16 protein-coding genes are annotated in these 20,278 nt (G+C 68.4%); 11 read left to right on the plus strand and 5 right to left on the minus strand.

Annotated elements, in window-relative coordinates:
- Entirely contained in the window at positions 1 to 930 is a 930-nt protein-coding gene (locus tag RNZ50_21330) for a hypothetical protein (protein MDT8857538.1), read from the minus strand.
- Between the two features lie 71 nt (positions 931 to 1,001).
- Entirely contained in the window at positions 1,002 to 2,972 is a 1,971-nt protein-coding gene (locus RNZ50_21335; protein MDT8857539.1) for an FAD-dependent oxidoreductase, read from the minus strand.
- A gap of 363 nt (positions 2,973 to 3,335) precedes the next feature.
- On the opposite strand from RNZ50_21335, the gene RNZ50_21340 reads away from it, so the two are divergent.
- Positions 3,336 to 3,908, plus strand: coding sequence for a substrate-binding domain-containing protein (locus RNZ50_21340; GenBank protein ID MDT8857540.1), 573 nt, complete (start codon positions 3,336 to 3,338; stop codon positions 3,906 to 3,908).
- A gap of 30 nt (positions 3,909 to 3,938) precedes the next feature.
- On the opposite strand, the gene RNZ50_21345 is transcribed toward RNZ50_21340, so the two are convergent.
- From RNZ50_21345 to RNZ50_21355, 3 genes are all read right to left on the minus strand, one after another.
- Positions 3,939 to 6,539: an EAL domain-containing protein gene (locus RNZ50_21345; GenBank protein ID MDT8857541.1), complete on the minus strand. Its 2,601-nt coding sequence runs from the start codon at positions 6,537 to 6,539 to the stop codon at positions 3,939 to 3,941.
- A gap of 566 nt (positions 6,540 to 7,105) precedes the next feature.
- Positions 7,106 to 7,957 carry a sugar phosphate isomerase/epimerase gene (locus RNZ50_21350; GenBank protein ID MDT8857542.1) on the minus strand — a complete coding sequence of 284 codons (852 nt, stop codon included), beginning with the start codon at positions 7,955 to 7,957 and terminating at the stop codon, positions 7,106 to 7,108.
- A complete protein-coding gene (locus RNZ50_21355; protein ID MDT8857543.1) occupies positions 7,954 to 8,937 on the minus strand; it encodes a sugar-binding domain-containing protein in 984 nt (327 codons plus the stop codon). Before RNZ50_21355 ends, RNZ50_21350 begins: the two co-directional genes overlap by 4 nt.
- Positions 8,938 to 9,095: 158 nt before the next feature.
- Between RNZ50_21355 and RNZ50_21360 the strand changes: the two genes are divergently transcribed.
- The 10 genes from RNZ50_21360 to RNZ50_21405 all read left to right on the plus strand — a co-directional run bounded on the left by RNZ50_21360 (position 9,096) and on the right by RNZ50_21405 (position 20,269).
- Positions 9,096 to 10,589 (plus strand): FGGY-family carbohydrate kinase, encoded by a 1,494-nt coding sequence (locus RNZ50_21360; protein MDT8857544.1) that lies wholly within the window; start codon positions 9,096 to 9,098, stop codon positions 10,587 to 10,589.
- Positions 10,586 to 11,608, plus strand: coding sequence for a thiamine pyrophosphate-dependent dehydrogenase E1 component subunit alpha (locus tag RNZ50_21365; GenBank protein MDT8857545.1), 1,023 nt, complete (start codon positions 10,586 to 10,588; stop codon positions 11,606 to 11,608). The genes RNZ50_21360 and RNZ50_21365 overlap by 4 nt, the downstream gene beginning before the upstream one ends.
- Entirely contained in the window at positions 11,605 to 12,612 is a 1,008-nt protein-coding gene (locus tag RNZ50_21370) for an alpha-ketoacid dehydrogenase subunit beta (protein MDT8857546.1), read from the plus strand. Before RNZ50_21365 ends, RNZ50_21370 begins: the two co-directional genes overlap by 4 nt.
- Positions 12,612 to 13,859, plus strand: coding sequence for an alpha/beta fold hydrolase (locus tag RNZ50_21375; GenBank protein ID MDT8857547.1), 1,248 nt, complete (start codon positions 12,612 to 12,614; stop codon positions 13,857 to 13,859). Before RNZ50_21370 ends, RNZ50_21375 begins: the two co-directional genes overlap by 1 nt.
- Before the next feature lie 230 nt (positions 13,860 to 14,089).
- Positions 14,090 to 15,070 (plus strand): autoinducer 2 ABC transporter substrate-binding protein, encoded by a 981-nt coding sequence (locus RNZ50_21380; protein ID MDT8857548.1) that lies wholly within the window; start codon positions 14,090 to 14,092, stop codon positions 15,068 to 15,070.
- A gap of 70 nt (positions 15,071 to 15,140) precedes the next feature.
- Positions 15,141 to 16,547 (plus strand): sugar ABC transporter ATP-binding protein, encoded by a 1,407-nt coding sequence (locus RNZ50_21385; GenBank protein MDT8857549.1) that lies wholly within the window; start codon positions 15,141 to 15,143, stop codon positions 16,545 to 16,547.
- 92 nt (positions 16,548 to 16,639) lie between these two features.
- Positions 16,640 to 17,629 carry an ABC transporter permease gene (locus tag RNZ50_21390; protein MDT8857550.1) on the plus strand — a complete coding sequence of 330 codons (990 nt, stop codon included), beginning with the start codon at positions 16,640 to 16,642 and terminating at the stop codon, positions 17,627 to 17,629.
- Entirely contained in the window at positions 17,626 to 18,651 is a 1,026-nt protein-coding gene (locus RNZ50_21395) for an ABC transporter permease (GenBank protein MDT8857551.1), read from the plus strand. The genes RNZ50_21390 and RNZ50_21395 overlap by 4 nt, the downstream gene beginning before the upstream one ends.
- Positions 18,652 to 18,665: 14 nt before the next feature.
- Positions 18,666 to 19,667, plus strand: a complete 1,002-nt coding sequence (locus RNZ50_21400) for a dihydroxyacetone kinase subunit DhaK (protein ID MDT8857552.1) — start codon at positions 18,666 to 18,668, stop codon at positions 19,665 to 19,667.
- Positions 19,664 to 20,269: a dihydroxyacetone kinase subunit L gene (locus tag RNZ50_21405; protein ID MDT8857553.1), complete on the plus strand. Its 606-nt coding sequence runs from the start codon at positions 19,664 to 19,666 to the stop codon at positions 20,267 to 20,269. Before RNZ50_21400 ends, RNZ50_21405 begins: the two co-directional genes overlap by 4 nt.
- Positions 20,270 to 20,278: the final 9 nt, after the last annotated feature.

The raw sequence follows: 20,278 nt of genomic DNA on the forward strand, positions 1-20,278 counted from the left end.
TCAGGCCCAGGCATCGGCTTCGGTGAATTCCCGGTCGAGGTGCAGATCGGCCCGGATCGTGATGTCCTGCGTCAGCGTGCCCTCGCCCTTGTAGGCAAAGTACTGCTTGCCCGAGACGAAAACCGTGTAGGCACCGCGCGGCAGCCGCAGCTCGGCCATGCCGCGCGCATCGGTCAGGGTGCGCCACGGATGGGCGACCACCTTTGCGCGCTCTACCGGCGCACCGCTGACGGCATCGACGGCCTCTATCGTCAGGGTGAATTCGGGGGCGGGCACGGTCTGGATGCGGACCGTGGCGCTTTGCCCGGCATGGGCGCAGCCCGTGTCGGTGGCCGGGGTCGTGACGGTCCAGCCATACCGGCCCTCGGTGGGGGGGGCCGTCAGCGCCACGTCGGCATAGTGCAGGCCGGTGGTGCCGGGCGCAGGATCGGGGCCGACCTGTCCGGTCGCGACCGTCTGGCCGTCATGGTCGTGAACCGTGAAGGCCAGCCCTTCGGAGGTGCAGCCGAACGGGCATTTGATGCCGACCCGAAAGCCGAAGGCGCTGCCCGCTTCGATTGCGGTCGGCACATCCCAGACATTGACGCTGAGCAGATGCGGGTTGACCGTGAAGGCGGCATCGGCGGTGCAGGGGTCTGCCCCGTCCTGCGCCACCGCAGCCTGCCAGAGGTGCTCTCCGGGGTCGGTCGGGCCACGGACCTCGCAGGGTTCGGATTGCCAGGTGCCGTCAGGCCGCCGGACAAGCGGCGCGCGTGCCAGTTCCACGCCCTGATGGTCGCGGAAGATGACCTCGCGCGTGGTTGGCGGGCCCTGCGGTGCTTCGGTCAGGCAGGCGGTCAGGCAAACGACGGCTCCGGCATCCGCCGCCCGTGGCGTGATGTCGAAGGACAGTCGGTGCGTGCTTTCGGCGGTATCTGTCTGGGGTGTCATGAAGCGGACTCCGGTTCCTTGATCGGGGAAACGGGGTCGGCAGGCAACGCCACCGACCCCGGCAGGTCTGGTCAGACAGGCTCCCGCGCGGCATTGGTTCCGGCGATGAAGCCGTGCACATGGCCCTTGCCGAGCCCGTGCTTGTTGAAGCCGCCCACCGCCTCGCCGCCCGCATAGAGGCCGGGGATCACCAGTCCATCCATGTCGATCACCTGCTGGCGGCCGTTGACGCGCAGGCCGCCGTAGCTGTCATGCCACACCGGCATGATCGACAGGGCATAGAAGGGCGGCCGGGCGATCTTGTGCATCGGCGCGTCTTTCTCGCGTTCGAAGTCGGGGTCGATCCCGGTGTCGACATAGCCGTTCCAGGCAGTGACGGTTTCCGTCAGGTAGCTCAGTGGAACCCGAGAATAGGGGTGGCCCTCGTAGATCATCCGGGCCAGTTCCTCGATGGTGTCGCACTTGAAGTAGTACCCGTTCTTCTCGTTCACATAGGGGAAGCGCAGCTCCCATCCGGTGCGCTCGACCGTATCCTGGTCGAAGATCGCCCAGATCGGCCCCGAAAAGTAATGCGGCGGCTTGGAGCCTTCGTTGATCGCCAGCGCCGCATCAAGCCCGTGGTCGTAGGTATAGCTTTGCTTGATCCACGCCGCGCTGCAGTTGCGCCAGTCGAGCGGGGTGTGGGCCATCCCCTGCCCGGGGGCCGCGCCGTCGCCGGGATAGCGGTTGCCGCCGGGGCGCTTGGGCAGGCGCACCTCGTTGAAGAAACGCTTGCCGACCTGGTTGACGGCGATGAACTCCTCATACCCCGCGTTGCCGACGCCCAGACCGGCAGACCCGCGAAACACGAAGGCGGGGTGGCCCGGCATCATGTCGGTGTAGGCGTCGCGCGTGCCAAGCCGCGAGGCGATGTGGTAGGTGGTGGGGTAGGACAGGTTCTGCTGCATCCCCGCCATGTTCGCCCCGACACGGAGCGCCGCCTTCAGCGCACTGGCATCCTGCCCGCCGGGGCCTTGCAAGGCCGAACCCGAGGTCGGGAACGCCGGGTCGCGGAACGCCGGATAGAACATGCTGCGCACCTCGGGGTTGCCGGCATGGCCGCCACTGGCCAGAATCACCGCCTTGCGCGCCCGGATCGAAATCGTCGGCCGCCGGTCATCGACGTTGCCGTTCTGCCAGAAGCTTTCCAGCCTTTCGCCCGACTCCGGGTTGATGCGCGGCGAATAGGTGGCGCGGATGCCCAGCACCCGGCCCGAGAAGGGTTCCGCACGGATGATGTCGGTGAACTTGCGGTGCAGGATGAACTGAACCCCCTTCTCGCGGGCCGAAAACTCCAGCGGGCGGGCGAGGGCCACGCCGTTGCGCAGCGCGTTGGGGCCGACGAAGGCCGAGGCGTCCTCCATCTGCACCGGGGCCATCGGGCTGGTGCGTTCGTCGTTCGCCACGCCCGCATCCTCGGCGGTGATGGTGCCCGCCTTGATGTCGGTCACGTCGCCCAGCATCAGGAAGCAATAGGGCGCGCGTGCCCGTGACAGGCCGCCGCCGCCATGCGTGCCGCTGATCCGGGTGAAACGGACATAGTTCGCCATCAGGAATTCACGGGTCGGCGGGCAGTTCTCGGCCCAGGCGCGCATCAGCTCGCGTTCATTGTAGCGGTAGGGGCTTTGCGCCTTGGCATCAACGACCGACCAGTCGGTGACATCGGTGAACAGCAGGTCGATGCTGTCATCCAGTTCGGCGGGCTCTTCGGTCGGGGGCACGGTGATGAAGCCTTCGGCGTCGGGCAGCCCTGCCATGTCGCGCTTCTGGATCGCATCGCCGCCTCCCAACGACAGATACGACCCCGAGTGCAGCATCCGCCCGCCCAGATCGAAGTTCTGGTCCACGACCAGCACCGAAACACCGGCGTCGCGTGCCCGGATGGCGGCCGTGATGCCCGCGCAGCCACCGCCCGCGATCACCACATCCACCTCGTAATCCCAGTGCATGTCGGCACCGGCAGAACCTGCCGCCTGCGCCAGCACCGCACCGGGGGCCACCATGGCCGCAGCACCGACACCGGCGGAGCGCCCGCCTTGAAGAAATCGCGGCGGCTCAGCCCGCCTTCGTCGGCGCCGCCGGGCTTGATTTCGTCGTCATCCCTGTTTCTGGTCATTCTTGTCCCTCTCCCTCGTTGACCGCAGTTGCGTAGGTTTTTTTGGCCGCAGGTCGCGGCCGGGCAGTATCAGGCAACCGCCGGTGCCCGCACCGGAAGCCAGCCGAACCGATCATTTCATGATCGTCTTCTTGACCACGACCCTGCCGATCCGGCTGCAGGTCTGGTGGAGGCGACTCAATACGAAGTGCCTGGCCTGAACCCCCAAGGTCCGAAGGCCCTCCACTCCTCCGATCATCGCCCTAGCTGATTGTTAACCCGCAAAAATCGTGCGTCCAGCGACCTGCGCCTTCAACTGGAAAAGGCCGAGCTGGATTTCGTGGTGGGCTGCGGGCTGGAAGCCTCGGAAAGGATTCATGTCATCGACCTGATCGAGAATCGCTTCGTCTTTGCCTCTGCGCCCGACGGCGAATCCCCGGATACCCCGATTGCCCTGCGGGACGCGCTGCAATCCAACCTGATCTTCTATGGCGAGAAAAGCGTCAGCTGGCGGGCCGCGCGCGATGCCGCCGAGGCGACCCGGCAGCCGCTGAACGGCGAACAGCACGTCACGTCGATCGACCTGTGGCGGTCGTTGCTGCGTCAGGGTGTCGGCACGTCGATCACGCCCTTCGGGGCCATCGCGGAAGAGGTGGCGCGGGGCGAGATCGCCGTCCGCGAAATTGCGGACCAGCCGATCTTCCGCCGGATCGGCATCGCCTGCCCGATCGAGCTTGCAGCCGAAGCCTGGGCCGGCGTCTTTGTCGACGTGATCGTCGATCTGGTGCTGACCGGGCATTCCCGCACCGGCACCCATTATCGCGGCCTGGACTGGACATGGTGACACCCGCGCGCCCGGGCCGGGCGCAGGCGATCACGATATGCGGGTGACCTTGTCGGCGCAGGCGGCGGCCGTGAAATCGTCGATCTCCTGCGGGAGGCCAAGCAGGTAGCCCTGCGCCGCATTGCAGCCGTGGTTGCGCAGCCAATCCAGTTGCGCGACGGTTTCGACACCTTCGGCGATGGTGTTCATGTCCAGTGCCTGAGCCATGACCAGAATCGCCTTAACGATGGCCGAACTGCCGTCGATGTCCTGAAACAGCGAACTGACGAAGCTCTGGTCGATCTTCAGCTCGTTCAGCCGCAGGCGTTGCAGCGCGCTCAGCGAGGAATAGCCGGTGCCGAAATCGTCCAGCGACGTGTAGATCCCGGCGGCATGAAGCCTCGCGATGTTCTCGCGCGTGGTCTCGGTATGGGCCATAAGCGCGGTTTCGGTGATCTCGACATGCACCTCCGAAGGGGCGATGCCAAGCCGCGCGAATTCGCCCAGCAGCACTTCCGCGAAACGCTTGCCCCGAAAGCTGCCCGCCGACAGGTTGAACGACACCGGCACGCGCAGGCCCGCCTTGCGACAGCGGCGCAGCAGGTTGCTCAGCAACTCGACCACATGAAGGTCGATGGTCCGCGCCAGACCGACATCTTCCGCCAGCGGAATGAATTCCGCCGGGCTGATCTCGCCCAGGTCGGGGTCTTTCCAGCGCAGCAACGCCTCTGCCCCGATCATCCGCATGGTTCCGTCGAGGCTGAACTGCGGCTGCAGCACCAGACGGAAGCGGTGTTCGCGCAGGCCGCGCTGCATCGCCTGGATGATCCGGCTGTTGCGCGAAATGTGCTCGCGCAGGTCGGCGTTGAACACGGCATACTGGTTTCGCCCGGTCGCCTTGGCGCGATACATGGCAATATCGGCGTTCTTGATCAGCTCGGCTTCCGCGGTGCCGTCTTCGGGGGCCACGGTGATGCCGAAGCTGGAGGTCAGGAACACGGTCTGCCCCGCCAGGTCGAACGGATGCTTCATCACCTCCAGCAGGCGGTGGGTGACCTGCAGCGCATCCTGCCGGTCGGAACCCGGCAGCAGCACGATGAATTCGTCGCCGCCAAGCCGCGCCAGCGTGTCGGTCTGGCGCAGAACCGATATCAGCCGGCCTGCAACCTGACGCAGCAGCATGTCGCCCTTGTCGTGACCAAGGCTGTCGTTGATGTTCTTGAAGTTGTCGAGGTCGAGAAAGATAAGTGCCGTGCAGCCGTGGTTTTCGACGCTGGCGCTTAGGGCCAGACCCAGCAGTTCCTGAAAGCGCCAGCGGTTCGGCAGCCCGGTAAGGGCATCATGGTTGGCCATGTGGCCGGCATCGCGTGCCGCATCCTTCAGCGCCTGTTCGGCCAGTATCTGGGCGGTGATGTCGGTGAAGGTGCAGACCACCTGCGCATCGGCCCCGACCATCCCGAGCGGTGCCGCGTTCGAAGACAGGATGCGGCGCTGGCCGTCCGGCCAGACGATCGCCTGCCGGATGTCGCGCACCGGCTTTCCTGTCTGTTTCACCAGGGCATAGGGCATTTCTTCGGGCAGGAATACACCGCCGTCGATCGCCTCGACCCTGAAGCGCGGATCGTCGTAGGTCCGCCCGCAGATCCGGGCCTCGTCAAGGGCCAGGATCCGCTCGGCCTCCTTGTTGGCAAAGACGATCTCGCCGCCGTCGTTGAAGGCGATGATGCCCGAGATGCTGGTCTCGGCCAGGCGGGCCAGAAGATCCCGTTCGGCGTGCAGGGCCTTTTCAAGGCTCTTGCGGTCGGTGATGTCGAGGTCCACCCCCGCCATCATCGCCGCCGATCCGTCGGCTGCCCAGGTCACCACCCGGCCGCGCGAATGCACCCAGACCCAATGCCCCGCCTTGTGATGCAGCCGCAATTCGCAGTCGAACTGCGGCACCTCACGGCCAAACACCCGATCCAGCGTCGCCGCGGCACGCTCCCAGTCATCGGGATGCATCAGCCGGTGCCACACGTCGATGGTCAGCGGCTGCAACTCCGCGATGTCATAGCCCAGCATTTCCGCCCAGCGAGCGTTGACGATGTTCTCGCCGGTGTCCACGCTCCATTCCCAGGTTCCGACCCCGGCCCCGTCGATGATGTTCGATACCCGCTTTTCCGCCGCGTCGCGCGCCGCTAGGCTGGCATTCAACGCCTCGTTGGCGGCCTCCAGCCAGGCATACTGGGCGCGGCGTTCCGTGATGTCGAGACGCAGCCCGACGTGCAGGCCCTGTGCCGTCTTGATATCAATCTGGCGCAGCCATCGGCCATCGGGCAGGCAAATCTCGCGCATCGGCCCCGCCGCATAGAATTCCTGCAGCCGTTCGGCGATCCACGCCTCCTCGCGGCCGGCAGCCTGGGGGAACAGCCCCGCGCCGATTGCGGAACGCAGGTTCTCCTCCAGCGTCGAACCCTCGACGAGGCTGGACTCGAATTCCGGATAAAGCGCCCGATACAGGCTGTTTGCGAACATCAGCCGACTGGTGCCGTCACGCACCACCACCGCGTCGGGAAGCGCCTCGACAACATCCGCCAGTTGCTCGCATGGCACCATCGCGGCAAAGCCGGGGTGCGGCGCAGACGGGTCTTCGGGGTCGCGCTCCGGGGTCACGGCAGATCCGGTCTGAAGGTAACGGCGCAGGCCGCAGACGGGCGGTCAGGCGAAGGGCCAGCCTGACCCCTTGCGCCACAGGGCTCTGCGGCGCCCCAAAGGGGTGACGATGCTGCGGCGTCTGTCATGCCCAACCCTTCGCATACGCCTGCCTTCGATTCGAATCACCGATACCGGACCAGGCTCAGGAGACAGTCTTTGTCAAAATGCCCTGAGGTTTCGTTATCTAGCGACAGCCGATCAGAGTCCAGCATCGCAGTGCGTCAAATGCGCAGTCGGCAGGATTTTGTCAAATTGAGATAATTTGTGGCATCTTCGCACCGGGGGCGGACGCCGGAAACGCAGCCCCCGCCGCGCTGGCGGGCGCAAGAAGGCAGGCATCCGCAGGTCGGGGGCGCTGGTGGTCTTCATCACGTTCAGGCCCCAGGGGCATCGCGCAACGTCGGCACGAAGCCCCGGCCGTCGATCCTGTCCGCAAGAGGCAATGCGGGGCCAGGGCCGCCGGATGCGTTCCGCACCGTTTCGCACGATACCACGCCAAGGGGTCGAAAACGCCCGCCCGGTTGTCAGATCAACCGATACTGCCGCGCCTTGCCGCGCAGGAAGGGCAGGCCGTTGCCCATCACCTCGGCCTCGCTTTCGGCCACCGGGCGCCAGACCGACAGGCCGAAACCGACCTCGGGCGGCATGTTGATGAAGCTTTCCATCGCCAGCCCGCCGTCAAACCCGATGGCGGCCAGCGTGGCGAAAACCTCGTCCCACTGGCAGGTGCCCTGACCGGGGGTGCCGCGATCGGATTCCGACAGGTGAATGTATTTCAGATGGGCGCGGGCATCCAGAATGCCGTTGGCGATGCCCTTTTCCTCGATGTTCATGTGGTAGGTATCGAGGTGGATGAAGATGTTGTCCGACCCGATCCGCTCGATCATCGCCACCGCCTGCCAGCCGGTGTTGATCAGATGGTTCTCGTAGCGGTTCACCGGTTCGATGCCGAATTGCAGGCCCAGCCCCCCGGCATGGCGGGCGGCGGCGTCCAGAACCCGGGCGACGTTGTCATATTCCGCTTCGGTCGGCGGCAGGCCGGTGCGCTGTCCGATGCCGCCATAGGTCACCCCGGTCAGCGCGAGGCAGCCCATTTCGGCGGTCTTGTCGAGTGCCAGTTTCAGAAACTCCACCGCCGCATCGGGCCGCACCGAGGCCCAGGCCCGCTCGGGCAGCCCGAGCGAGCAGACGCCCGCCAGCTCGTGCCGTTCCAGCAGGGCGCGGGTATGCGGCGCATCGACCCCGGCGGGGTTCAGCAGCGCGACCTCCAGAAAATCCATGCCGTGCCGCGCGGCCTCGGCCACCGCGCGCTCGGCGCCCGCGCGGTCCCATGTCATCGTCCACATGCTGGTGTGAACCCCGAACCCCTTCATCATGCATCCTCCCCCTGTTCTTCGCTGGCCTGCAGGTCCAGCAGTGCCCGCGCCAGCGCCTCGTCGGCGATCACCCGGTTGACGAACCCCGCGCGCAGCACCGCCAGCGTCGCCCGCGCCTTGGCCGTGCCCGCGGCCAGCAGCGTCACGTCGGTGCGGCGCAGGTCGGCCAGCCTTATCGAGGGCGCGCGGCGGTTCAGGTCGGTTTCCGCCAGACTGCCGTCGGCGCGAAAGAACTTGCCGGTGCTGTCGGCCACCGCCTTCGCCGCGCGCAGCGCCCGGGCTTCGGCCGCCGTCAGGATCCCGCTGGTGTAAAGCAGCGCGTCGGGCGTGCATTCGCCGACGCTGATGATGGCATGTTGCGCCGCGCGCGCCGCCTCCAGCGTTTCGCGCACGAGCCGCTGGTTCAGGATCACGGTGCAGTCGGCCTCGCTGTCGGCCAGGAAGGGCGCGGGCAGGAACATCGCGGAACCGCCGGTCAGCGCCGCCAGCCGGGCGCAGACATCGAACGGACTGGTGTCGGATGTGCGCGCCATCGACCCCATCAGCGACACGAAGCGCAGGCCGGGGTTGCGCAACCCGGTCAGCGCCTCGGCCATCGCCGCCAGGGTGCGGCCCCAGCCAAGCCCGATGGTCAGCCCCGTGTCGCCCCGCCCGATCCGCGCCAGGAAGCCCGCCGCCACGATGCCCACCGCACGTCGCGCCATGGCCGCATCGGTGATGCCGCCGGGCATCGGCGCCACCTGCGCCTCGGTCAGGGCAAAGCGCGCCGCCAGCCGGTCGGCCAGCGCCAGCGTGCCGGTCGTCTCATGCTCGATGCTGACGCGCACCAGCCCGCGGTCGCGCGCCTCGGCCAGCAGCCGCAGCACCTTGAAGCGCGAAATGCCCAGACGGCGGCTGACCTCCTCCTGGCTCATCTGCCCGACATGATAGAGCCAGGCCGCCTGCAGAAGGTCGTCGGTTTCGCTGCCGGTCTGGGTCATCGGGGCCTTGCCACCTTCGGGGGATTTCCCGGATTAGGCGCTTGACCGAAGGCGGCGTCAACGCTTATCACAAATGTGCAGGTAGTGCACATATATTGCAATGCAGCATTGCAGGCGCAGAAAAGCCCCGTAGGCAGCAACCCCTGACGGATGACGCCATGAGCTATGTGATCGGCATCGACGGCGGCACGGAAAGCTTGCGGGCGCATGTCTTCGATCTGTCGGGGCGGTCGCGCGGGTCGGGCAAGGGGGCCTATGCCACCGCCTTTCCCGAACCGGGGCAGGCCGAACAGGCGCCCGACGACTGGTGGCACGCCGCAGGCATCGCCGTGCGCGAGGCGATGGCGGCCTCGGGCGTCGCCCCCGGCCAGATCGCGGCGATTGCCTGCGACACCACCTCCTGCACCGTGGTGGCACTGGACGACGAGGGCCGCCCCCTGCGCCCTGCGCTGCTGTGGATGGACGTGCGCGCGCACCGCGAGGCCGACGCGGTTGCCGCCTGCGGCGACCCCGCCTTGCGGGTGAACGGCGCGGGTGCGAGGCCGGTGTCGCCGGAATGGATGATCCCCAAGGCGTTGTGGATCGCGCGGCACCAGCCCGACCTGTGGGACCGGGCCGCGATGATCGGCGAGTATCAGGATTACCTGACACTGCGCCTGACCGGGCGGTGGTGCGCCTCGCTGAACAACGCGACGATGCGCTGGCACTTCCAGACCGAACACGGCGGCTGGCCCGACAGCCTGCTGGAAAGGCTGGGGCTGGCCGGGTTGCGCGCGAAATGGCCGCGCCAGATCGTGGCGCCGGGTCAGCCGCTGGGCGGACTGACCGACGACGCCGCGCAGCACCTGGGGCTGAACCCCGGCACATTGGTGGTCCAGGGCGGGGCCGATGCCTTCATCGGCATGATCGGGCTGGGGGTCACCCAACCGGGCGATCTGGCGCTGATCACCGGGTCGTCGCATCTGCATCTGGGGGTGGCCAGCCGGTCGGTTCATGCGCCGGGCGTCTGGGGCACCTACATGGATTGCGTCTATCCCGGCCGCCCGATCATCGAGGGCGGCCAGACATCGACCGGATCGGTGATCGCCTGGTTCAAGCGCCATTTCGCCGAAACCACCGATTTCGACAAGCTGAACACCGAAGCCGCCGCCCTGCCGCCGGGGGCCGAGGGGCTGCTGGCGGTCGATCATTTCCAGGGCAACCGCACGCCGCACACCGATGCGCTGGCGCGGGGCGCGATCATCGGGCTGACGCTGAGCCACACCCCCGCGCATGTCTACCGCGCGCTGGTCGAGGGCGTGTGCTTCGGCACGAGGCTGATCGTGGAAACCTTCGGCGACGCCTTTGCCGCCCGGCGGATCGTGGTGGCAGGCGGCGCGACCCGATCGCCGTTCTGGTTGCAGGTTCATGCCGACACGCTGGGCCTGCCGCTGCTGGTGACCGAGGAAACCGAGGCCTGCGCGCTGGGGTCGGCCATACTGGCGGCGACCGGGGCGGGGCTGTTCGCCAGCATCGACGACGGTTGCGCCGCCATGGTCCGCGTGGCGCGCCGTATCGACCCCGACGCCGCCCGCCACGCGGCCTACGCCCCCATCCATGCGCGCTATCTGGCCGCCTATGCCGCGCTCAAGCCCCTGAGGGAGACCCCGTGACCGCCAACTCCGCCGCCTTGCAGCGTTACCGCACCATGCGGCGCATCCGGTCCTTCGAGGAACGGGTGGGCGAATTGTTCCTGCGCGGCGAATCCGCGGGCTCGATGCTGCATCTGTCGATCGGGGAAGAGGCGGTGGTGGGCATGGCGGGCGCCATGGCGCCGGGCGACACCTTCACCACGCACCATCGCGGGCATGGCGTGTTTCTGGCGCGCGGCGCCGACCCCGCCCGGATGATGGCCGAGATTGCCGGGAAAGAGGCCGGCTACTGCCGGGGCAAGGGCGGCTCGATGCACATCGCGGACCGGGCGCTGGGGCATCTGGGGGCGAACGCCATCGTCGGCGGCGGCATTCCGCATGTGGTGGGGGCGGGGCTGACCTACCGGAACCGGCGGTCCGGGCAGGTTTCGGTCGCGTTCTTCGGAGACGGGGCGATGCAGCAGGGCATCCTCTACGAGGCGATGAACATGGCCGCGCTCTGGCGTCTGCCGGTGATCTTCTGCTGCATCAACAACCAGTATGGCATGGGCACCCGGGTGGACCGCGCCGCCGGACGGCTGGCCTTCGGCGCACGGGCCAAGGCGTTCGGACTTCAGGCCGCGATTGCCGACGGCCGCGATGTCGAGGCGGTGAGCGATGCCGCGCAGGGCCTGCTCGCCGCCGCGCGCGCCGGTCAGCCGGGGTTTCTGGAAATCGACGCCTACCGCTTCTACGGCCACGCCCGGATGGACAAGAGCCCCTACCGCACCGCCGAGGAGGAAGCGGCCGGCCGCCTGCGCGACCCGGTGCTGACCGCCCGCGCCCGTCTGGCCGCCGAAGGGCAGGCCGATGCCGCCGACCTGGACCGGATCGACGCCGAGGCTGCGGCCGAAATGGATGCGGCGCTTGAGGCGGCGGTGCAGGCCGCCCCGCCGCCCGATGCCTCGATGTTCGAGGATGTCTTCGCCCCCGGCACCCCCGCCCCCCGCCCGCAACGCGACCGCCTGTGCGCGATCCTGTCCGAAGGGGCGCGGGCATGAGCGCCGTCGAGACCACCTACCGCGAGGCGATCCGCCAGGCGCTGCTGGATGCGATGCAGGCCGACCCCGACGTGATCCTGATCGGCGAGGAGGTCGGGGTATATGGCGGCGCCTACGGCGTGACCAAGGGGCTGATCGAGGTTTACGGCGCCGAACGGGTGATCGACGCGCCGATCTCGGAACCCGGCATCGTCGGCGTCGCGGTGGGGGCGGCCATGACCGGCCTGCGCCCCGTGGCGGAACTGATGTATGTCGATTTCATCGGGCTGGTGATGGATCAGCTTGCCAATCAGGCCGCGAAAAGCCGCTACATGTTCGGCGGGCAGATGGGCGTGCCGATGGTGCTGCGCACGCAGGGCGGCACTGGCAGGTCCGCCGCAGCCCAGCACAGCCAGAGCCTTGAGGCGTGGCTGCTGCACGTTCCGGGCCTGCGGCTGGTGATGCCCGCCACGGTGAACGATGCCTATCACCTGCTGCGTGCCGCACTGGTGCAGCCGGACCCGGTGGTGTTCATCGAACACAAGAGGCTTTACACGATGAAGGGCCCGCTGGACGTGGCGGTTCCGGATGGCGACTGGGGCCGCCCGGTGCTGCGCCGCGCGGGCAATGACCTGACGATCATCAGCTATTCCCGGATGCTGCACGAAAGCCTTGCCGCCGCCGCCACGCTGGCGGCGCAGGGCGTCGAGTCCGATGTGATCGACCTGCGCTGCCTGAATCCGCTGGACGAGGCGGTGCTGTTCGACAGCGTGCGCCGCACCGGGCGGGTGATGGTGGTAACCGAGGCGGCGCTGACCGGATCGGTCGCCTCCGAGATCGCGGCGCGGATCGGAGAGGCGTGCTTCGACTGGCTGGAAGAACCGGTGCTGCGGATCGGCGGCGAGGATATCCCGATCCCGGTCGCCCCGGCGCTGGAACGCGCCGCCATCCCCACGGCGGGGCTGATTGCCGAAGCCGGGCTGTGGCTGGTGCGGCGGGAGGCTCCGGCATGGGCGGCCCGGTGATGGACATGCAAACCGTGCTGACCCTGCCCCGCCTGGGCGAGACGATGGAACAGGCGCGCGTCACCGACTGGCTGAAGGCTCCGGGCGACGCCTTCCGGCGCGGCGACGTGCTGCTGGAGGTGGAAACCGACAAGACCGTGGTCGAGGTGCCCGCATTGCAGGACGGCGTGCTGTTGACCCACCTTGTCGCGGCGGGGGACATGGTCGATCTGCACCAGCCGATTGCCGAGGTGCGGGTGGCGGCGGGTGAAGGCGCCCCTGCCCCGGCCGCACCGCGGGTGGCCATCGCGCCAATGGCCCCGAACCCCGCGCCCGATGCCGTCCGGGCAGATGCCCGCCCCGCCGCCAGCCCGCGGGCACGGGCGCTGGCGCGGCAGGCCGGGGTCGATCTGGCGGGGCTGGCGGGCAGCGGGCGGCGCGGGCGGATCACCGGGGCGGATGTGGTGGCCGGCGGCGACGGCGTGCAGCAGGTCGCGACGCCGCAAGGGCCGCTGGCGCTTCGGCGGGTCACCCCCGTCAAAGCCACGGGCGCGCCGATCCTGCTGCTGCACGGGTTGTTCGACGATGGCCGGGGCTGGCGTGACCTGCCGCAGCGGCTGGCCCGGGCCGGGCATCCGGTGCTGGTGCCGGACCTGCCGGGCCATGGCGCCAGCGAGGCCCGTGCCGATGATCTGGACAGCGCGACCGCCGCACTTGCCGCCCTGCTGGACCGGGTGGCGCCGGATGGGCCCCTGCGGCTGGTCGGGCATTCGCTGGGGGCGGTGCTGGCGACCCGGCTGGCCGTGCTGCTGGGCAACCGGGTTGAGCGGCTGGTGCTGCTGTCCCCGGCCGGGCTTGGCCCGCGCCTGAACCCCGATTTCCTCGATCTGATGGCCGCGGCGGAAACCCCGGCCGCGCTGGCCCGGGCACTTTCGCTGCTGGGGGCGGTGCCGCTGTCCGGCGCGGCGCTGGCGACCGAACTGGCGACGCTGCGGAAGCGCCGGGCCGCCACCGCACCGCTGGCGCGGTTGCTGGCGGTGGCGGGCATCCAGCAGACCGACATCGCGCCGCAGCTCGACACGCTGGCCTGCCCGCTGGTCGCGCTGTTCGGCCTGAACGACCGCATCGTGAACTGGCAGGATTGCGCCAGCCTGCCCGCCCGCACCGCGATCCACCTGCTGCGCGACGCAGGCCACCAGCCCCACACCTCCGCGGCCGATCTGGTGGCGCGGCTGATCATCCAGGGGCCGCCGACCCCGCAACCCTGAAAGGACAGACGCCACCCATCGCCCAAAGGTCGGCACCATCATCGCCGAAGGCCCGCCCCGGCCCTTCGCCAAAGCGTCACGGCGGGTCGTTGATGCCAATCAACATATTGTAACCGTTCATAAAATTGCCAGACTTCAAAAAACAGTGCTGGAAAAACCGGCCACCCGAAATAAGCTGCGACCACGCAATCCGGCCCCCGGGAACTGGGGGCGCTTCTGGGAGGAAGACCATGACACTGAAACTGATCGCCGGCCTGATGACCTCCGCCGCCGTGGCCACGCTGGCCCTGCCTGCGGTGGCGCAGGAAAAAACCATTGCCACGGTGGTGAAGATCTCGGGCATCCAGTGGTTCAACCGGATGGAGGAGGGCGTGAAGAAATTCGCCGCCGACACCGGGACCAAGGCGTTCCAGGTCGGCCCGGCGCAGGCCGACCCGCAGCAGCAGGCTGCCCTGCTGGAAGACATGATCGCGCAGGGCGTAGACGCCATTGCCGTGGTGCCGATGTCGCCCGAGGCGCTGGAGCCGGTGCTCAAGCGCGCCATGGAGGCGGGCATCGCCGTGGTCAGCCACGAGGCCGCCAGCCAGCAGAACGTGAATTACGACATCGAGGCGTTCCAGAACGAGGATTTCGGCGCCAACCTGATGAAGAACCTGGCCGAATGCATGGGCGGGGCGGGTGAATACGCGGTGTTCGTGGGATCGCTGACCAGCCAGACCCACAACCAGTGGGTCGATGGTGCGATTGCCTATCAGAAAGCCAACTTCCCGGACATGGTTCTGGTCGGCGACAAGAACGAAACCTTCGACGATCAGCAGAAAGCCTATGAAAAGGCGCAGGAAGTTCTGCGCGCCTTCCCCAATATCAAGGGCTTCCAGGGGTCGGCCTCGACCGATGTCGGCGGCATCGGGCTGGCGATCGAGGAACGCGGCATGGCCGACGGCACCTGCGTCGTCGGCACCTCGCTGCCGTCGATTGCCGGGCAGTATCTTGAAACCGGCGCGGTCGACATGATCTCGTTCTGGGATCCGGCGCTGGCGGGCTATGTGATGAACACCGTCGCCACCATGGTCATGAACGGCGAGGCCGTGACCGACGGCATGGATCTGGGGCAGATCGGGTATGAAAGCGTCAAGCTGGACGGCAAGGTGATCTATGGTCAGGCCTTCGTCGAGGTGACCAAGGACAACATGGCCGAATACCCGTTCTGACCGGGCGGAACCGGGGGGTGGCGCAGGCTGCCCCCCAACTGCCCCCCGCCTGCCAGCACGCGAGCATCCCATGCCCCACAGCCCACCGCCTGCCGTGCCGCTGATCGACATGCGCGGCGTTACCAAGACCTATGCCGGCGTCACCGCGCTGGCGGAGGTGTCGTTTGCCGTGGCGCCGGGCGAGGCGGTGTGCCTTGCGGGCGAGAACGGGTCCGGCAAATCGACGCTGATCAAGATCCTCGCGGGGGTGGAACAGCCCGACACGGGCGAGATCGCCTTTGCCGGGCAGGTGCAGGGCGCCTTGTCGCCGCGCCGGTCGGCCGATGCCGGGGTCAAGGTGATCTTTCAGGATTTCAGCCTGTTCCCCAACCTCAGCGTCGCGGAAAACATCGCCTTCAGCGCCGAGCTGGGGGCCGGGCGCCGGCTGTTCAGCCGGGGCCGGGTGCGGGCGCTGGCGGCGCGGACGCTGGAACGGGTGGGCGTGCGGATCGACCTTGATGCGCGGGTCGAAAGCCTGTCGGTGGCGCACAAGCAACTGGTCGCGATCTGCCGCGCGCTGGCTACAGAGGCCCGGCTGATCATCATGGATGAACCGACCACCGCCCTGACCGGGCGCGAGGTCGCGACACTTCTGTCCATCATCCGCCGCCTGAAGGCCGACGGCGTGGCGGTGCTGTTCGTCAGCCACAAGCTGGCCGAGGTGCTGGAGGTCTGCGAAAAGGTCGTGGTGCTGCGCAACGGCCGCAAGGTGGCCGAGGGGCCCGCCCGCGACTTTGACGCGGTCTCGCTGACCCGCCACATGACCGGCCGCGCGGTGGGCGAAACCCCGCCGTCGCCGCTGCGGCCGGGCGTGCCGCTGCTGATGCAAGTGCGCGATCTGGGCAAGGCGGGGGCTTTTCAGTCGGTCAGCTTCGATCTGCACGCGGGCGAGGTGCTGGGCATCTCGGGCCTTCTGGGCAGCGGGCGCACGGCGCTGGCCAAGGCGCTGTTCGGGCTGGTGGCCCCCGAGGGCGGCCAGGTGCAGGTCGATGGCCGGGCGGTGCCGCTGGGCGACCCGCTGGCCGCCGCGCGGGCGGGCATCGGCTATGTGCCCGAGGACCGGCTGACCGAGGGGCTGTTTCTGGCGCAATCCATCGCGCGCAACGTCGCCATCGGGCGGCTGGAGGCGCATGGCCGCGGCGGGATGCTGGATCTGGCGGCGCTGTGGGCCGAGGCGGCCGATTGGCTGGCCCGGCTGCGCGTCCGGGCGGCCGATGTCACGGCGCCGGTGCAGTCGCTGTCGGGCGGCAACCAGCAGCGGGTGGTGCTGGCGCGCTGGCTGGCGCGCGGCCCGCGCGTGCTGGTGCTGAACGGGCCGAGCGTCGGTGTCGATGTCGGATCGAAAGCCGACATCCACGGCATCATCGGCGATCTGTCGGCGCAGGGGCTGGGGGTGATCGTGATTTCCGACGACCTGCCCGAACTGCTGGCCACCTGACACCGCATTCTGGTGATGAAGGCCGGGCGCATCACCGAGGATATTCCCGGCATCGCCACGTCGGAAGCCGATCTGACGCAAAGGCTGGCGTCATGACCCGGGTCAACCTGGCCCGAAACGAGGTGCTGGTGGCGCTGGTGATCCTGGCATTCTGCGCGCTGGCCACCCTGTCGGACCCCGGCTTCCTGTCGATGCCGACCCTGACCGACCTGCTGCGCGGCGGCATCGTGCTGGGCATCTTTGCCGTGGCCGCCATGCTGGTGCTGGTGTCCGGCGGCATCGATGTCAGCTTTACCGCCGTTGCCGCCTTTGCCATGTATTCGACCACGCTGTTCCTGGTGACCCACGCGCCGGGGATGCCCTGGCCGCTGGCCTTCCTGATCTCGATGGCGATCGGGGCGGCGCTGGGGGCGATCAACGGCCTGTTCATTGCGGGCTTCGGGCTGCCGACGCTGATCGTCACGCTGGGAACGCTGTCGATCTTTCGCGGCTTCCTGCTGACCTTCGTCGGCAGCAAGCTGATTTCAAACCTGCCGCCGGAAATGCGCGCGTTTTCCCGGCTGATGATGCTGCGCGGCACCAATGCCGACGGGTCGTTCTATTCGCTGCCCTGGGCCTTTGCCGCGCTGGTGGCGGTGGTGGTGGTGACCTGGGCCATCCTGCACCGCACCATGCTGGGCCGGTCGATCTTTGCCATCGGCGGGTCGGTGGAATCGGCGCGGCGGATCGGGGTCAGCGTGCGGGCGGTGCAGTTCTTCGTCTATGTCTATGTGGGGATGCTGGCGGGGCTGGCGGGCATCATCCATGCCTCGATGGCGCGGGTGGCGAACCCGTTCGATCTGGTCGGGCTGGAGCTTTCGGTGATCGCCGCCGTTGTGCTGGGCGGCGCGCGGCTGACCGGCGGGCACGGCACGCTGACCGGCACGCTGCTGGGGGTGGCGCTGATCGTGCTGGTGCGCAACAGCCTGATCGTGATCGGCATCCCGTCAACCTGGCAATCGGTGGCGATCGGCGTGCTGATCCTGGTGGGCACCGGCCTGCCCGCCTGGCAGGCCAAGCGCGCCGAAGCGAGGGCGGCATGACGGGGCGCGCGCGTCTCGGCGCCCTGCTGGCCGGGCCGGAAGGGCGGCTGGCGGTGATCGCCGTCGTGGTCTTTGCCGCCATGGCGCTGCTGTCGCCCGACCGCTTCCTGTCGGTGCAGAACATGACCTCGATGGCCTTCCAGTTCCCCGAATTCGCCATTCTGGCGCTGGCGACCACCGTTGCCATGCTGACCGGCGGCATCGACCTTTCGGTGGTCGGCATCGCCAACCTGTCGGCGATCATCGCCGCCACCATCCTGACGCAACTGGCAGGTCCGGGGGTGGAAGGGGCCGCCGCAGCGGGCTGGATGGCCGGGGCGGTGGCCGCCTCGCTGGCGGTGGGGGCGGTGGCGGGGCTGTTCAACGGCGTGCTGATCGCGGTGCTGGGGCTGCCGCCGATCCTGGCCACGCTGGGCTCGGGGCTGATCTTCACCGGCATCGCCATCGCGCTGACCGGGGGCAGCGCGGTGATGGGCTTCCCGCCGGTGGTGGCCTGGCTTGGCAACGGGCTGGTGTTCGGCATTCCGGTGCCGCTGATCCTGTTCGCGCTGCTGGCGGGGGCGATTGCGCTGCTGCTGGCGCGCACCGGCTTCGGGCTGAAGATACAGATGCTGGGCACCAACCCGCTGGCCGCCCGCTTTGCCGCGATGAACGTGACCGGCGTGCTGATCCGGGTCTACATGCTGTCGGGGATGCTGGCCGCGACCTCGGGGCTGGTGATCATGAGCCGGGCCAACTCGGCCAAGGCCGACTACGGGTCCAGCTACATCCTGCTGGCGGTGCTGATCGCGGTGCTGGGCGGGGTGAACCCCTATGGCGGCCACGGCCGGGTGATCGGCGTCGTCCTGGCGGTGCTGTCGATGCAGTTCCTGTCCTCCGGGCTGAACATGCTGCAAGTGTCGAATTTCGCGCGGGAACTGATCTGGGGGGCGCTGCTGATCTTCGTGATGATCGTGAACTCCCAAGGCCGTTTCCGCCCGGCGCGGGGGGCCAGACCCGCCGCACCTCCCACCCAACCCTGACCCGGAGCCCCGAGATGAAGAAGATCCTCAACGACCCGACCGACTATGTCGATGAAATGCTGGCCGGTCTGGTGGCGGCCCACCCCGGCCACTACCGCCTGCACGGCGACACCGGCCGCGTGGTGGCCCGCGCCACACCGGGGGCGGCGGGCAAGGTGGGCATCGTGACCGGCGGCGGGTCGGGGCACCTTCCGGTGTTCACCGGCTATGTCGGGACCGGCCTGCTGGACGCCTGCGCCATCGGCGACGTTTTCGCCTCGCCCTCTGCCGAACAGATGGCCGATGCGATCCGCGCCGCCGATCAGGGCGCGGGCGTGCTGCGGCTTTACGGAAACTACGGCGGCGACGTGATGAACTTCGACATGGCGGGTGACCTGGTGGAGTTTGACGACATCGCCTGCACCACGGTCGTGCTGGCCGACGACGTGGCCTCGGCCCCGCCGACCGAGCGTGAAAAGCGGCGCGGCGTGGCGGGCATGGTCTATGCGTTCAAGATCGCCGGGGCGGCGGCAGAGGCCGGGCAGGACTTGGCCGCCGTGACCAGGGTTGCGCAGAAGGCTGCCGATGCCTGCCGGTCGGTCGGGGCGGCGCTGTCGTCCTGCACCGTGCCGCAGGCCGGGAAGCCCACCTTTCACATCGCCGAAGACGAAATGGAAATGGGCATGGGCATCCATGGCGAACCCGGCGTGTGGCGCGACAAGCTGCGCCCCGCCGATGCCATCGCCGCCGAGATGATGGACCGGCTGCTGGCCGACATGCCGCTGGCACCTGGCGACCGGGTGTCGGTGCTGGTCAACAGCCTCGGCGCGACCCCGCACGAGGAGCTTTACATCCTGTTCCGCAGCGTCAAGGCGCGGCTGGAGGCGGCCGGGGCGACCATCGTGATGCCGCTGGTCGGGCGCTATGCCACCTCGATGGAAATGGCGGGGGTTTCGTTCACCCTGCTGAAGCTGGACGACGAACTGGAGGGGTTTCTGACCGCGCCCTGCGACTGCGCGTTCTGGAGCGTGGCATGAGCATCGACATCACCGCGATGCGCGCCGCGATCACCCGGCTGGCGGCGGCGATGGAACGTGATTTCGAAGCCCTGAATGCGGCCGACGGCGCGCTGGGTGACGGCGATCTGGGCGTGACCATGACGCGCGGGATGCGGCTGGTGGCCGAAGGCGCGCCCGACCTGCCAGAGGATCTGGGGCAGGCGCTGCTTCGCTGCGCGCAGGCATTCACCAGGTCGTCGGGGTCGTCCTATGGCACGCTTCTTGCCACCGGACTGATGGCGATGGCCAAGGCGGTGAAGGGCCGAACCGGCATCGAGGCGGCAGAGGTATCGGACCTGGTGGCGCTGGCGCGCGACGCGATGATCGCGCGCGGCAAGGCCGAAACCGGTGGCAAGACCGTGCTCGATTCGCTGGACGCCGTGGCGCGGGCGACAGAGGGGCTGACCGAACCGGCTGAAGTGGCCGGGGCGGCGGTGGCGGCCTGCCGTGCCGCGCTGGATGCCTTTCGCGACCGGTCCGCCACAGTGGGCCGGGCGCGAATCTTCGCCGAAAAAAGCCGGGGGATGGACGATCCGGGGATGCTGGCGATGGCTGCGATCGTCGTCGCGCTTGCAGGGTGACGGGGGCAG

It is taken from the genome of Paracoccaceae bacterium Fryx2 (genome assembly GCA_032334235.1).
Taxonomy (GTDB): Bacteria; Pseudomonadota; Alphaproteobacteria; order Rhodobacterales; family Rhodobacteraceae; genus JAVSGI01.